The sequence below is a fragment of the Pseudomonas sp. NFACC02 genome (assembly GCF_900110765.1).
In the GTDB taxonomy this organism is placed as follows: domain Bacteria; phylum Pseudomonadota; class Gammaproteobacteria; order Pseudomonadales; family Pseudomonadaceae; genus Aquipseudomonas.
Genome location: NZ_FOEO01000043.1, coordinates 1 through 13,516, shown reverse-complemented (window position 1 = coordinate 13,516; position 13,516 = coordinate 1). Strand labels below are relative to the sequence as shown.

General features: G+C 59.7%; 9 protein-coding genes, 1 tRNA gene and 1 pseudogene. 6 read left to right on the top strand and 5 right to left on the bottom strand.

What is annotated here, in order from left to right; translation table 11 throughout:
* Positions 1-5 precede the first annotated feature (5 nt).
* The 5 genes and pseudogenes from rpoD (at position 6) to BMY73_RS23360 (ending at position 7,095) form a co-directional block, all read left to right on the top strand.
* Positions 6-1,850 (top strand): RNA polymerase sigma factor RpoD, encoded by a 1,845-nt coding sequence (gene rpoD / locus BMY73_RS23380; RefSeq protein WP_062385225.1) that lies wholly within the window; start codon positions 6-8, stop codon positions 1,848-1,850.
* A 425-nt stretch (positions 1,851-2,275) separates the two neighbouring features.
* A pseudogene (locus tag BMY73_RS23375) lies at positions 2,276-5,230 on the top strand (EAL domain-containing protein); the annotation flags it as partial.
* A 16-nt stretch (positions 5,231-5,246) separates the two neighbouring features.
* Positions 5,247-5,323: transfer RNA gene (locus BMY73_RS23370), tRNA-Ile, on the top strand.
* Entirely contained in the window at positions 5,310-6,014 is a 705-nt protein-coding gene (locus BMY73_RS23365) for a YniB family protein (RefSeq protein ID WP_139214271.1), read from the top strand. The genes BMY73_RS23370 and BMY73_RS23365 overlap by 14 nt, the downstream gene beginning before the upstream one ends.
* Before the next feature lie 34 nt (positions 6,015-6,048).
* Positions 6,049-7,095: an FUSC family protein gene (locus BMY73_RS23360; protein WP_092410085.1), complete on the top strand. Its 1,047-nt coding sequence runs from the start codon at positions 6,049-6,051 to the stop codon at positions 7,093-7,095.
* A 22-nt stretch (positions 7,096-7,117) separates the two neighbouring features.
* Here the strand turns inward: BMY73_RS23360 and ppk2 are convergent, their stop codons facing one another.
* The 5 genes from ppk2 to BMY73_RS23335 form a co-directional block, all read right to left on the bottom strand.
* Positions 7,118-8,041, bottom strand: coding sequence for a polyphosphate kinase 2 (ppk2, locus tag BMY73_RS23355; protein ID WP_062385254.1), 924 nt, complete (start codon positions 8,039-8,041; stop codon positions 7,118-7,120).
* A gap of 150 nt (positions 8,042-8,191) precedes the next feature.
* On the bottom strand, positions 8,192-8,956 hold the full coding sequence (locus BMY73_RS23350) for a DeoR/GlpR family DNA-binding transcription regulator (protein ID WP_062385256.1): 765 nt from the start codon (positions 8,954-8,956) through the stop codon (positions 8,192-8,194).
* A 54-nt stretch (positions 8,957-9,010) separates the two neighbouring features.
* On the bottom strand, positions 9,011-10,012 hold the full coding sequence (pdxA, locus tag BMY73_RS23345; protein ID WP_092410083.1) for a 4-hydroxythreonine-4-phosphate dehydrogenase PdxA: 1,002 nt from the start codon (positions 10,010-10,012) through the stop codon (positions 9,011-9,013).
* Positions 10,005-11,300: a four-carbon acid sugar kinase family protein gene (locus BMY73_RS23340; protein ID WP_092410081.1), complete on the bottom strand. Its 1,296-nt coding sequence runs from the start codon at positions 11,298-11,300 to the stop codon at positions 10,005-10,007. The genes pdxA and BMY73_RS23340 overlap by 8 nt, the downstream gene beginning before the upstream one ends.
* On the bottom strand, positions 11,297-12,316 hold the full coding sequence (locus BMY73_RS23335; protein WP_305882060.1) for a 2-keto-3-deoxygluconate permease: 1,020 nt from the start codon (positions 12,314-12,316) through the stop codon (positions 11,297-11,299). Before BMY73_RS23335 ends, BMY73_RS23340 begins: the two co-directional genes overlap by 4 nt.
* 263 nt (positions 12,317-12,579) lie before the next feature.
* Between BMY73_RS23335 and BMY73_RS23330 the strand changes: the two genes are divergently transcribed.
* Positions 12,580-13,347, top strand: a complete 768-nt coding sequence (locus tag BMY73_RS23330; RefSeq protein WP_092410119.1) for a class II aldolase/adducin family protein — start codon at positions 12,580-12,582, stop codon at positions 13,345-13,347.
* Positions 13,348-13,516: the final 169 nt, after the last annotated feature.

Genomic DNA, 13,516 nt, shown 5'->3' with positions numbered 1-13,516 from the left:
GTGTTATGTCCGGAAAAGCGCAACAGCAGTCTCGCCTCAAAGAGTTGATCAGCCGTGGTCGTGAGCAGGGTTACCTGACTTACGCGGAGGTCAACGACCACCTGCCGGAGGATATTTCAGATCCGGAACAGGTGGAAGACATCATCCGCATGATTAACGACATGGGGATCAACGTATTCGAGAGTGCTCCGGATGCGGACGCCCTTCTGTTGGCCGAAGCTGACACTGACGAAGCGGCCGCTGAAGAAGCAGCCGCAGCGTTGGCGGCAGTCGAAACCGACATCGGTCGCACGACCGACCCGGTGCGCATGTACATGCGCGAAATGGGAACGGTCGAGCTCCTGACACGTGAAGGCGAAATCGAAATCGCCAAACGTATCGAGGAAGGCATCCGCGAAGTGATGGGCGCTATCGCGCACTTCCCTGGCACGGTCGAGCACATTCTCTCCGAATACACTCGGGTTACCACCGAAGGCGGTCGCCTGTCCGACGTTTTGAGCGGCTATATCGACCCGGACGACGGCATTGCGCCGCCAGCCGAGGTCCCTCCGCCGATCGATCAGAAAGCCGAAAAGACTGACGTCGCTGACGATGATGACGAAGAGTCTGATGGCGACGACGAGGAAGAGGCCGAAAGCGGTCCAGACCCTGTCGTGGCTGCTCAGCGCTTCGGTGCGGTCGCCGATCAGATGGCGGTCACCCTCAAGGCCCTGAAAAAGCACGGCCGCGGCAGCAAGCAGGCCAACGAGGAGCTTCTGGCTCTCGCCGACCTGTTCATGCCGATCAAACTGGTTCCAAAACAGTTTGAAGGCCTGGTCGAGCGTGTTCGCAGCGCCCTGGAGCGTCTGCGTGCACAAGAACGCGCCATCATGCAGCTGTGTGTACGTGATGCACGCATGCCACGGGCCGATTTCCTGCGCCAGTTCCCGGGCAACGAAGTCGATCAGGGCTGGACCGACGCGCTGGCCAAAGGCAAGAGCAAATACGCCGAAGCCATTGGCCGACTGCAAGCCGACATTCAACGTTGCCAGCAAAAGCTGACAGCGCTGGAAGAAGAAACCGGCCTGACCGTCCTGGAAATCAAGGACATCAACCGTCGCATGTCGATCGGTGAGGCCAAGGCCCGCCGCGCGAAGAAAGAAATGGTTGAAGCGAACCTGCGTCTGGTGATTTCGATCGCCAAGAAGTACACCAACCGCGGCCTGCAATTCCTCGATCTGATTCAGGAAGGCAACATCGGCCTGATGAAAGCGGTGGACAAGTTCGAATACCGTCGTGGTTACAAGTTCTCGACTTATGCCACCTGGTGGATCCGTCAGGCGATCACTCGCTCGATCGCCGACCAGGCCCGCACCATCCGTATTCCGGTGCACATGATCGAGACGATCAACAAGCTCAACCGTATTTCCCGTCAGATGCTGCAGGAAATGGGTCGCGAACCGACGCCGGAAGAGCTGGGCGAACGCATGGAAATGCCTGAGGACAAGATCCGCAAGGTATTGAAGATCGCTAAAGAGCCGATCTCCATGGAAACCCCGATCGGTGACGACGAAGATTCGCATCTGGGTGACTTCATCGAAGACTCCACCATGCAGTCTCCAATCGACGTCGCTACCGTTGAAAGCTTGAAAGAAGCGACACGCGAAGTGCTGTCGGGCCTCACCGCCCGTGAAGCCAAGGTTTTGCGTATGCGTTTCGGTATCGACATGAATACCGACCACACCCTTGAGGAAGTCGGTAAGCAGTTCGATGTAACCCGTGAGCGTATCCGTCAGATCGAAGCCAAGGCGCTGCGCAAGCTGCGTCACCCGACCCGTAGCGAACATCTGCGTTCGTTCCTGGACGAGTAAGCGAAAAACGCATCAACAGAACCCCCGGCCCTGCCGGGGGTTTTGCGTTTTAAAGAATAAAATTCAGGCAGTGTGCCACCTTCCTCCAGCCCGACTACACTCGACACATTCTCACCGTTGAAACTATCGAGGCTGCCATGGTTTGGATGCCGGCCATTGTTTTCTTGTGCTTGATAGGGTCGGCGAATGTCGACGCGCAGGTCCTTCTCCAAGGGGAAACGACCTTGCAGGGCACGCATGAGAAATCGATGAACAGTACGGATGCTGCACTGCCCGACATCGAACATCCAGGCGACGACCGTACACCGGCGTCCTCTGGAGATCAGCGCTCGGACATTAGCGGTTACTTCGTCACCTCAGGGAGCGATCTCCCCCAAACTTCGGCCAGTTCGTCCGCTGAACTTCCCTCGGAACACCCGCCTTCGTGGCGCGATTTTCTGTTCTACGGCCTTCCGGGCCTGCTGTTGCTGTCTTCCATTCTGGTAGTGGTCGTGCGCATCAACCGGCGCCTCAGCTCCGAAATCTCGCGACGCGTGGCACTCGAGCAGGAGCTTCGCAGCAGCGAGTATCACTATCGCGGCATGATCGAGAGCCTGTCGGCCATTGCCTGGGAAGCCAACACTCACGACTATTCCTACAACTACGTTTCGCCACACGCCGAGAACCTGCTGGGCTATCCGCTTCATCAGTGGCGCCAACCGGGCTTCTGGCGCAGCATCGTGCATCCTGCCGATCTGGAGCGGGCCGAAACCTATTGCCACCAGCAAACCTCGCTGGGCAACGACCACAGCCTGGATTACCGCGTGACCCGAGCCGATGGACGAGTGGTCTGGGTGCGCGACATCGTCAGCCTCATCACATATGGCCGCGAGCCCGTCATGCGCGGACTGATGATCGACATCAGCGAAACCAAGCAAACCGAAGAAGCCTTACGCCTGTCCGAAGGCAAATTTGCCTCCGTGTTCGCCCAATGTCCGGACATCCTGGTGATCGCGCGGCTGTCGGACGGCTGCTTCCTGGAAGCCAACCCGGCCTTCGTCGAACAGATCGGCCTGACCACCAGCGAGATCATCGGAAAAACGCCGGGTGAACTGAATATCTGGGGGATTCCCGATATTGGAGCGAGCCTGTTGCAACGCCTGCAAAAAGGCAGCATCCGCAACCTCGAAATGCCTTTCCGACGTAAGAGCGGACAGACCTTTACCGGCCTGTTATCGGCCGAACCTTTCGATCTGGACTCAACGCCAGCCGTCGTCGTGGTCGTGCGGGACATCACCCCACTCAAGGAAGCCCAGCAGCAACTGCAAATGTCCGAGGAGAAGTTCGCCAAAGCGTTTCACTCCTCCCCCGACGGTCTGCTGATTACCCGGCAAAGCGATGGATTGCTGGTGGAGATCAACGATGGTTTCAGTCGCATCACCGGCTACCACAGCGCGCTGTCCCTGGACCGAACGACGCTGGACCTTGGCATCTGGGTCGACCTGAACGAGCGACAGCAGTTGCTTGAGCAGTTGAACCGCGACGGGTTCGTCAAAGACTTCACGAGCCATATTCGTCGCAGGGACGGTCAGATCAGGCTGTGTGAAATTTCGTCGCGACCGCTGCCGATCGGCGGGGAAGATTGCATGCTGACCATCGCCCGTGACATCACTGACCGGCACCAGATGCAGGAAAAGCTGCAATTGGCGGCCACTGTTTTCGAGAGCACCGCTGAGGGTGTACTGATCACCGATACCCGCCAGCGCATTAACGCGGTCAATCGGGCCTTCAGTGAAATCACAGGATACAGCGAAGATGAAGCGATCGGCGAAACCCCGCGCCTGCTCGCCTCGGGCCTGCACGACAGCGCGTTCTATGCCGCGATGTGGTACCAGCTCACCGCCGAAGGCCATTGGCAGGGCGAGATCAGCAACCGACGCAAGAACGGAGAGATCTACCCCAGTTGGCTGACCATCAGCGCAGTGCGTAATCGTGACAAATTCATCACCCATTTCGTCGCTGTCTTTGCCGACATCTCCAGCCTCAAACAGGCTCAGGCGCGACTGGATTACCAGGCTCATCACGACCCGCTGACCGGCCTGCCGAACCGCACCCTGTTCGAAAGCCGCTTGCATGCCGCGCTCACCCATTGCAAAGAGGCCAAGAGCCTGGGCGCGGTGCTGTTCCTGGACCTCGACCGGTTCAAACACATCAACGACAGTCTCGGCCATCCGGTCGGCGACCTGTTGCTCAAGGGCATTGCCCAGCGACTGAAGGAAAACCTGCGGGATATCGACACGGTTGCGCGGTTAGGCGGCGACGAATTCATCATTCTTCTGCCTGGCCTGCAAACGGCAGCGGATGCCGATGTCCTCGCCACCAAACTGCTGAACAGTTTCTCGGCGCCGTTTCAGGCCGGGGAACACGAATTCTTCATCAGCACCAGCATCGGCACGGCGCTGTTTCCCAGTGACGGTGCGGACGTCGCGACGCTGATCAAGAACGCTGACGCGGCCATGTACCGCTCCAAGGCCAAAGGCCGCAACCGCGTGGAGAATTACACCCGCGACCTGACCGCTCAGGCCAGTGAACGCGTTGCGCTGGAACACGAACTGCGCCGCGCCATCGAGCGCAATGAATTCACGCTGTCCTACCAACCCAAGGTCAGCCTGCTGACCCAGCGACTGGTTGGCGCAGAGGCACTGATTCGCTGGACCCACCCGACGTTCGGAGAAGTCCCGCCGGAGCGCTTCATTCCCCTGGCGGAAGAGAATGGCATGATCCTGCAGATTGGCGAATGGGTGCTCGAGATGGCCTGCCAGCAACTCCACCAGTGGAACCAGGGATATGACGTGTTCGGGCCCTTGTCCGTCAACCTCGCGGGTGCCCAACTGCGCCAGCCCAATCTGGTCACGCGGATCGAGCAACTGCTCACACAATACGAACTCCAACCGGGCTGCCTGCAACTGGAGATCACTGAAAACTTCATCATGTCGCAAACCGAGGAAGCCCTGTCCGTGCTGCACCGCCTGAAAAAACTCGGCGTGCAACTGGCGATCGACGATTTCGGCACCGGCTACTCATCACTCAGCTACCTCAAGCGCCTGCCGCTGGACACCCTCAAGATCGACCAGTCATTCGTACGCGGCCTCCCCGACGACCCACACGACGCCGCCATCGTTCGCGCCATCATCGCCCTGGGCCGCAGCATGCAGTTAACCGTCATCGCCGAAGGCGTGGAAAACCTCGAACAGCAGCAATTCCTGGCCGATGAAGGCTGCGAACAAATCCAGGGCTACATCGTCAGCCTCCCCCTGCCCCCGGAAGAATTCTGCGCGACGTTTCTTCGTATAACAGTTTCGGACTTTTCGGATAGCACAGCTCGGAAACCATCGTTATAATCCGCCGCCTGACTGAGGGCCTATAGCTCAGTTGGTTAGAGCAGAGGACTCATAATCCTTTGGTCCACGGTTCGAGTCCGTGTGGGCCCACCACCTTCAAAGCCGCGCTCTGCGCGGCTTTTTTATTGATGAGGAATCTGAAAACCATGATCGCTCGCAGGATGCGAAAACACTGAATATCTCTTTAACTAAAGGAAGTAGAAGCGACATGACGGTTTCTGAAGCCATAAAAAAAGCCGCAAGAATGAAGAAGTCGGGCCTGATGGTGATGCTGCTGGGCGCCATTCAACTGACGATGTTCTCGGTCCTGTTCATTTACGATGTGGGGGAACAGCTCAAGGCAACACTTCTTTCTGAAGTGGGCTATACGCTGCAAAACTTCTCCTTGATCGCTTACCAGAAAACCAGCTTCTTGAAGATGCTGTGGGACATCACCCCTCGCGTAAATGTTCACCAGCCCTTCACGCTTGAAACGTTGATGTTCCTCGGCATCATGGTCGTCATCGGTACCGGAGGATACATTCGCGAGTGTGGCAAACAGCTTGCAGATGACGTCGCCGCCATCAGGAAAAAAGCACGAGACGAGCTTTGGTTGCGCTCCATGCTTCCGCAGGATCAAGCCGCAACGGTTATCAATCAGCCAGCCAGCGTCACGGTCCTGGCGCTGCAGATGCCGCCTGGAGAAGTCAAAAACTGGTGGGAGCGTCCGGCGGGCCTTATTCTGGTCGGGCTGTTGATTACTTACATAGGCGCATTGCTCACCAAAGCGTCAGGATTGACCTAAGGATAAATTTGCCTGAGTGATGGTCAGTAACCCCATGAATACGCCTTTCCTGCCTCACTGGCTTCGCCGGGTCCTGCGCCCCTTGCTGGATCCTTACCGCCGCTATCGCCACGCGCGCTACATTCATGCCGGTCGCATCGTGGTCGGGCTGCTGGTGTCGATCCTGCTTACGACGGGGATTCATCTGCCGCATGGTGAGTGGGCGTCGGTCACGATGCTGATCGTGATCGGCGGTTTGCAGCATCACGGCAATATCGGCAAGAAGTCGGTAGAACGGGCATACGGCACGTTGATTGGCGCGGCGCTGGGTCTGGCCGTGGTGGCGCAGGAAAGTTACCTGGGCATGCCGTTGCTCACGTACGTGATCATGTCGCTGATCTGTGGCTTCTTCGCGTATCACGCCATCGGCAAGGGTGGTTACACGGCGCTGCTGTCGGCGATTACGCTGTTCATCGTGGCGGGGCATGGCGATAACCCAATTACTGACGGCCTTTGGCGCACGGTGGATATCTTGATCGGCATCGCGCTGGCGCTGGCGTTTTCCTTCGCTCTGCCGCTGTATGCGGTGTATTCGTGGCGCTACAACCTGGCCAGTGGCTTGCGGGACTGCGCCAAGGTGTACGAGCGCATCAGCAGCGGGCAGTCGATTTCGGCCGACGAGCATCTGAAGCTGATGGCTCGCCTCAATGCCACGATGCTGCAACTGCGCTCGCTGATGCCGTCGGTGTCAAAAGAAGTGAAGATATCGCTGGTCGAACTGGACGCGATTCAAGGGCACTTCCGCATGTGCCTCAGTACGCTGGAAATCCTCTCGAACCTGCGTCCGGCAGACCTGGGCAACGTGAGCATGAATGCCGAGCAGCGGCGGATTCGACGCATGCTCATCGGCATGGCGAGGGCGTTGAAAACAGGGGCGACGGAGCGCCTGGAACGGCCTACCGAGTCCTTGGCTGTGGGCCCGGAGACGCCAGCCGATTCAGCCGAGGTGTTGGGTTATCAGTTGATGACCCGGCAACTGGCGTTGAACATCGAAGGCCTTCAGCAGCGACTCGCAAAGACGGCGAAGAAGTGGAAGATCTGATCTTCGCCGTCAACGGGTTCGGTCAATAGCGGGAAGGCACGACCATTTCGCGTGGCACAGGCGCACGCAGGTAGTTGGCGTTGTATTCGCGCTCGGGCAGGACCACTTGCGGCGACTCCACATCGCCTCGCGGAATCTGCTCCAGCAAATGGTGAATGCAGTTCAGCCGCGCGCGCTTCTTGTCATCCGCTTCAACGATCCACCAGGGCGCAACGTCCGTGTGTGAGCGGGTGAGCATTTCCTCTTTCGCACGGGTGTAGTCCTCCCAGCGACGCCGGGATTCCAGGTCCATGGGCGACAGCTTCCACTGTTTCAGCGGATCGTGGATGCGCATGAGGAAGCGGCGATATTGCTCGTCGTCGGTGATCGAAAACCAGTACTTGATGAGGATGATCCCCGAGCGCACCAGCATCTTTTCGAACTCGGGCACGGTGCGGAAAAACTCTTCGTATTCGTCGTTGTTGCAGAATCCCATGACGCGCTCGACGCCCGCGCGGTTGTACCAGCTGCGGTCGAACAACACCATTTCACCCGCAGCCGGCAGATGGGAAACGTAGCGCTGGAAGTACCACTGAGTGCGTTCACGCTCGCTCGGCGCAGTCAGTGCGGCGACCCGACAAACACGAGGGTTCAGACGCTGAGTGATGCGTTTGATCGCACCGCCCTTCCCAGCTGCATCGCGCCCTTCGAACAACACAACGACTTTGAGCTTCTGGCTGACGACCCAATCCTGCAACTTGACCAGCTCACCCTGCAGGCGCAGCAACTCGCGGAAGTAGACGCGTCGATCAATGCCCTTCGGCACCTCTTCGCCCAGGCCAGAAAGCAGATCGTCCATCCGCGCATCGTCGTACTCCATCTCCAGCTCTTCGTCGAAGCTGTCGAGAATGTCGGCGCGGATGTAATGGGCGGTTTCGGACAAATCCAGATGCTGGCTATCGGTCATGGCGGGGCTCCCGGCGTGGAGTGAGAGGGTCTAAACGTCAGAAGGCCGATTTAGACATGCCGGGAGTGACAGCTGAATGACAAAGCGGTGACAGCGAGGAAAAGTCCTACAGATGCTGTTGCTGCACATTCAGGTATGGAGAAGTCGCGACTAAACCGTCTCAACCGTGATCTGCTGAACCGCCCGGAACGGCGCCAGCGACGCTTCATCCGCCTGGGATGCGGTAATCAGCGTCCACTCACGCTCAATGGGCGTCCAGTGCTGCTGACGAGCGCGGCCGAGTTTGTCGGCATCGGCGAGAACGAACACCTGCGCGGCGCGCTTGATGATGCATTCCTTGAGGTACGCCTGTTGATCGCTGGCCTCGCACAGACCGAACTCTGCGACCACACCGTCGGCGCCCATGAACGCCTTGTCGACGCTCAATCGGCTCAAGGTCAGCTCAGCGAGCGGGCCCAGCGTGCTCATGCTCGAATCCCGCAGATCCCCGCCGATCAACGTCAGACGAATCCCCGGCGCGTTGGCCAGCGTCATGACCGCCAGGAGGTTGTTGGTGACCACGTGCACGTTTTGCCGCGAACACAGGTGCAGCGCCAGGGCCGCACACGTGGTGCCTCCGTCGAGCAACACCGTGTCGCCATCCAGAACATGCAGCGCCGCCGCTTTGGCGATGGCGTCTTTCTGATCGCGCCGGGTTGCTTTGCGCTCTTCCAGCGACGCTTCCGGTTCATGCACGCCGATCAGCGCCGTGGCTCCGCCGTGGGTGCGCACCAGATGCCGCTGTTTGGCGAGCATGGCCAGATCGCGTCGCACGGTGGCTTCCGACACGCCCAATGCAGCGCTCAATTGCTCGACGTTGGTGTCGCGGGCGCGCACCAGTTCGAGAATGGCGCGATGACGATCGGTGGCTTTCATGGACGGGCTCGCAAGAGAAAGGCCGCTGATCTTACACGACCAGGGCCTGACACCTCATCCCCGACGCGTGGCCAGTTCGGCGCCCTGACGCAGCGCTTCCAGCAAGCTGCGCTCATCGGCAATGCCTTTACCGGCGATGTCGAACGCCGTGCCATGGTCTACCGAGGTCCGGATCACTTCCAGGCCCACGGTGACATTGACGCCCGCCTCCAGCCCCAGCACTTTCACCGGGCCATGGCCCTGATCGTGGTACATCGCAACCACCAGATCGAAATCACCACGCCCCGCGCGGAAGAACAAGGTGTCAGCAGGCAGCGGGCCGGTCACATCCAGCCCTTGCGCTTGCAACACCTTCACAGCCGGGATGATTTTCTCTTCTTCTTCGCCATAGCCGAACAGGCCGTTCTCGCCTGCGTGCGGGTTGATGCCGCACACACCGATACGCGGTCTGGCGATGCCGGCCTTGATCAGCGTCGCATTCCCGCGTTCGATGGTGCGCTGCACCAGGCCCGGTTCGATCTTGCGAATCGCGTCGATGATGCCGATGTGCGTGGTCACGTGAATGACCCGCAGGTGCGGTGCGACCAGCATCATCGAGACTTCGTCGACATGGGTCAGGTGCGCCAGCATCTCGGTGTGGCCGGGGTATTTGTGGCCACCGGCGTGCAGCGCTTCCTTGTTCAGCGGTGCGGTGCAGATGGCGTCGATCTGTCCGGCCTCGGCCAGTTGTACGGCGCGCGCGATGTATTGAAACGCAGCGTCTCCGGCCACCGGCGACAACTGACCGAATGGCAGATCGGCAGGGATGAGGTTCAGGTCGATGCAATCAATGGTGCCTGGCTCGTACTGCGCCTCGGAAGCCTCCTTGATGCGGCGAACCTTCGCGCTGCCTTTGACGATCTCGTTCGCCCGTTCCAGACGTCCGGCATCGCCGATTACCAACGGACGGCACTGCTGATACACGACGTCGTGGGTCAGGCTCTTGACGATGATTTCGGGACCCACGCCTGCGGCGTCGCCCATGGTGATGCCGATGACGGGCAGATAGTTACTCATGATGGTTACCTTGTAGCGCAGGATTCTTCACCGAGCCTGTGGCGTATTCCGCAGGCTCTACAGCGTTATTCATGTGCAGCCACGCCGCGTAGAGCGCGTGGTCCGTGCCGAACGCACCGGCCTTGGTGACGATGCCGGGGCGGTGACCGTGGCGTGTGGCGATAGGGTGGCCAAATGCGACACCCGCTTCGATCTCGCAGAGCAATTGCAGGCTGCCGATACCCACCGCTTCAAGCATGGCGCGCGCGGTTTCGCCACCTGTAGCGACCAGACCGCCAACCCAGGCGAAGTGAGGTCGTACCAGCGCGGCCAGCAACGTCGAAAGGCGCGCACCTTCCGCCGGATCAAAGGCCTCGTCCCGGCCAATGCGCAACAGCAGATCCTCACCACGACGCAGGTATTCGCCGATGCGAATTTCCCAGCCGGCCCAATCCGGGTGCGCCATCCCTTGCCGCAGCACTGCGGGCGGCACGACGAGTTCGCCGATGGATGCACGCTCTTTCAGCAGGGCGCATTGACGCTCGGACACGCCGGACAAGCTGCCGACCAGAATCAACGTGGGTGCGTATTGCTCACGTGTGAACGCGGGGCTTGGCGCAGATGCCGATAACACATCGGGCAGTGCCGCGATTTCACGCGCCAGCCCACCGGAGCCCACCCAGAACAGGGGCGCCGACAAACTCGTGGTGACGATCGCCAAGGTTCTCAGGTCTTCGGTGGTTTGCGCGTCGACGATCAGTGCCTGGGTGTCGCTGGCGGTAATCTCGGCAATATGACGGGCCAGCACATCGGCGTCGCCACGCAGGGTGTCGAGCGACAGCTTGGCGGTGCGCAGACCCGCCTGCTCAAGCAAAGTATCGATGTCGGCCGAACGGTCTGCGTGTTCCAGCCTCCAGGTGTCAGTGGTTTCCAGCGGCTGACCGTTGACCAGCACCTTGCCTTGCAGCGTGGTGCGCCCGGTCGCCGGGAAGGCTGGCGCGATGATCGCCAGCCCCACGTCCGGCTGGAGGGCAGCGACTTCCGACGCCCAGTTGCCGCGCAAGGTCGAGTCGATCTTCTTGTACAGCCGCTGCCCGGGCTTGAGCAGCGTGCGGTACGCCGACAAGGTGTGCTCGGCGGCCTGCGCTGCAGACAGCCGACGCGTGTCCGTGTCGATAGCGACCACGCTTGCATCGCCGGTGTCATGGGACGCATCGAGGGTCACTACCGTGCTCAGCCCGGCGCCAGCGAAGGCAATCGCGCAGTCGGCTGCTCCGGACAGGTCATCGGCAATGATCAGCAATGTCATCGAACCGTCTCCCGCTCCGTCGTCACTTTCACCGGCTCGTCATTCAATGGCATGTCAGCGTGACGCGCTTTGTAGCGCTTTGCGACGGACGCCGTAAGAATCGGAGACAGAACAGCGGTGACCACCACACACGCCGCCACCAACAGGGTCGCGGAGTTCGCGGCCTCGGTGTAGACCGGATTCGCCGCCGCCACCAGCGCCGGCACTGCGGCGGCATTGCCCGCCGTGTTGGCCGCCGCGACACCCGCAACGCCGGTTCCGCCCGACACACGGTCGGCGAAATACAGCGGGATACCGGTCAACACAACCACCGCCAGGCCCAGGCCAATACCCAGCAAGCCTGCCTGCCAGACCTTGTGCAGGTCCAGGCTGGCGCCCAGCGCCAATGCGAAGAACGGAATCATCACCGGCACGGCCTTGGCCAGGAAGTCGCGCATCTCGCGGTCGAGGTTGCCCAGCAGCATGCCCAACAACAGCGGCAGGATGGCCCCCACCAGTGTCGGCCAGGGAAACGCCGCCAACCCGGCGACACCCAGCGTGACCATGGTCAGGAACGGCCCGGACTCCAGCGACATGACCGAATAAGCGCCGACATCCTCGGACCGCCCGTATTGGCCCATCAGTGCCATGTACAGTCCACCGTTGGTGTCATTCATGGCGGCGACGACCGCCAACGTCGACAGCCCGGCGAAGATACCCGAGGTGATCGGCTGCTCCCCCAGGAAGTGCCCCATGATCACGCCGATGACGATGGCGGTCCCGACCTTGGTGCCAAACAGCACACCACCTTTCTTCAGCAAATACGGTGTGGCTTTGATGTCGATGCTGGCGCCCATGCACACGTAGAACACCGCGAGAATAGGCAGCGAGCCGGTGAACAGTGCGTTGGTGAACGAGCCGAAGAACTTCGGCATGTCAGGCAGAAATGTTGCGACCAGCGAACCGATCAGCAGGGGCACGATCATCATGCCGCCAGGTACACGTTCGATGGTGCGCTTGATAGGAATCTGGGCCACGGGAGCACTCCTTATTTTTATAGTGGGGCAGTGATGTTATGCAACAGGCTGAATGCCTGATCTTGAGCGAAACGATCATATTTTTGATCGGTTCGCGCAAATCAGCTTATTCCATTCAAGCAAACTGCGCAAACCGATCAATAAAATGATCATTTTGAGCAATTCGAACTGAAATGCTGCGCGTGCTGACGGTCCGGCACTCGACGTCGGCCAAAGGGGCTGGCAGGCTGCACCGGCGTACAACGAAATCACTGGAGCCCGACATGTCTCACCCGTACAGCCCGCAGGAATGGCAACTCAGGCAAGAACTGGCCGCCTGTTATCGCCTGATCGCTCATTACAAGATGACCGACCTGATCTTCACCCACCTTTCCCTGCGAATTCCCGGCCCGGAGCATCACTTTCTGATTAACCCTTACGGGCTGATGTTCGAGGAAATAACGGCCTCCAATCTGGTGAAAATCGATCTTCACGGCAACAAGGTCGAAGCTTCGCCCTATCCGGTGAATCCCGCGGGTTTCGTGATCCACAGCGCCATTCACAGTGCGCGGGAAGATGCTCAATGTGTTCTGCACACGCACACCAAGGCAGGGTGCGCGGTCGCCGCGCAAGCGTGCGGGTTGTTGCCGTTGAATCAGATCTCGATGGAGTTCTATGGCCGTGTCGGTTATCACGACTACGAAGGCATCGCCCTGGATTTCAGTGAGCAACAGCGCCTCGTGGCCGACCTTGGCGATAACTCGGTGATGATCTTGCGCAATCACGGTTTATTGACCGTGGGCGACAGCGTGAAACAAGCCTTTCTGCGCATGTATTACCTGGAAAAAGCCTGTGAGATTCAGGTCGCGGCCCAAGCCAGTGGCGACCTGGTCTTGCCGCCTGACGAGGTATGCCGGCGTACGGAAAGGCAGTTCAACGCACCAGGGCAAGGCGTCGCGGAAGGTGAATTGATCGATCTGGATGCCGTCGATTTTGCCTGGGCGGCCTTGCTGCGCCTGCTGGACCGCGTGGCACCGGATTACAAGGATTGATCGCGAGTCTCTGGCGAAAGCGCCGAGCCAGCTTCCATTGATGCCGCTTCCCCACTGCATTCGTCAGCAAGCCGGCTTGTATGGTGCGCATTTCCACTATTTGGGGTGACGCTGACGGTGTGGTTTGTCCTGACGGCCAAACTGTTCCGCCTTCGGCGGGTTACTTGAA

Coding starts and splice junctions, on each gene's coding strand:
- rpoD (WP_062385225.1), top strand. CDS start 6: ATGTCCGGAAAAGCGCAACAGCAGTCTCGCCTCAAAGAGTTGATCAGC.
- BMY73_RS23360 (WP_092410085.1), top strand. CDS start 6,049: ATGAATACGCCTTTCCTGCCTCACTGGCTTCGCCGGGTCCTGCGCCCC.
- ppk2 (WP_062385254.1), bottom strand. CDS start 8,041: ATGACCGATAGCCAGCATCTGGATTTGTCCGAAACCGCCCATTACATC.
- BMY73_RS23350 (WP_062385256.1), bottom strand. CDS start 8,956: ATGAAAGCCACCGATCGTCATCGCGCCATTCTCGAACTGGTGCGCGCC.
- pdxA (WP_092410083.1), bottom strand. CDS start 10,012: ATGAGTAACTATCTGCCCGTCATCGGCATCACCATGGGCGACGCCGCA.
- BMY73_RS23340 (WP_092410081.1), bottom strand. CDS start 11,300: ATGACATTGCTGATCATTGCCGATGACCTGTCCGGAGCAGCCGACTGC.
- BMY73_RS23330 (WP_092410119.1), top strand. CDS start 12,580: ATGTCTCACCCGTACAGCCCGCAGGAATGGCAACTCAGGCAAGAACTG.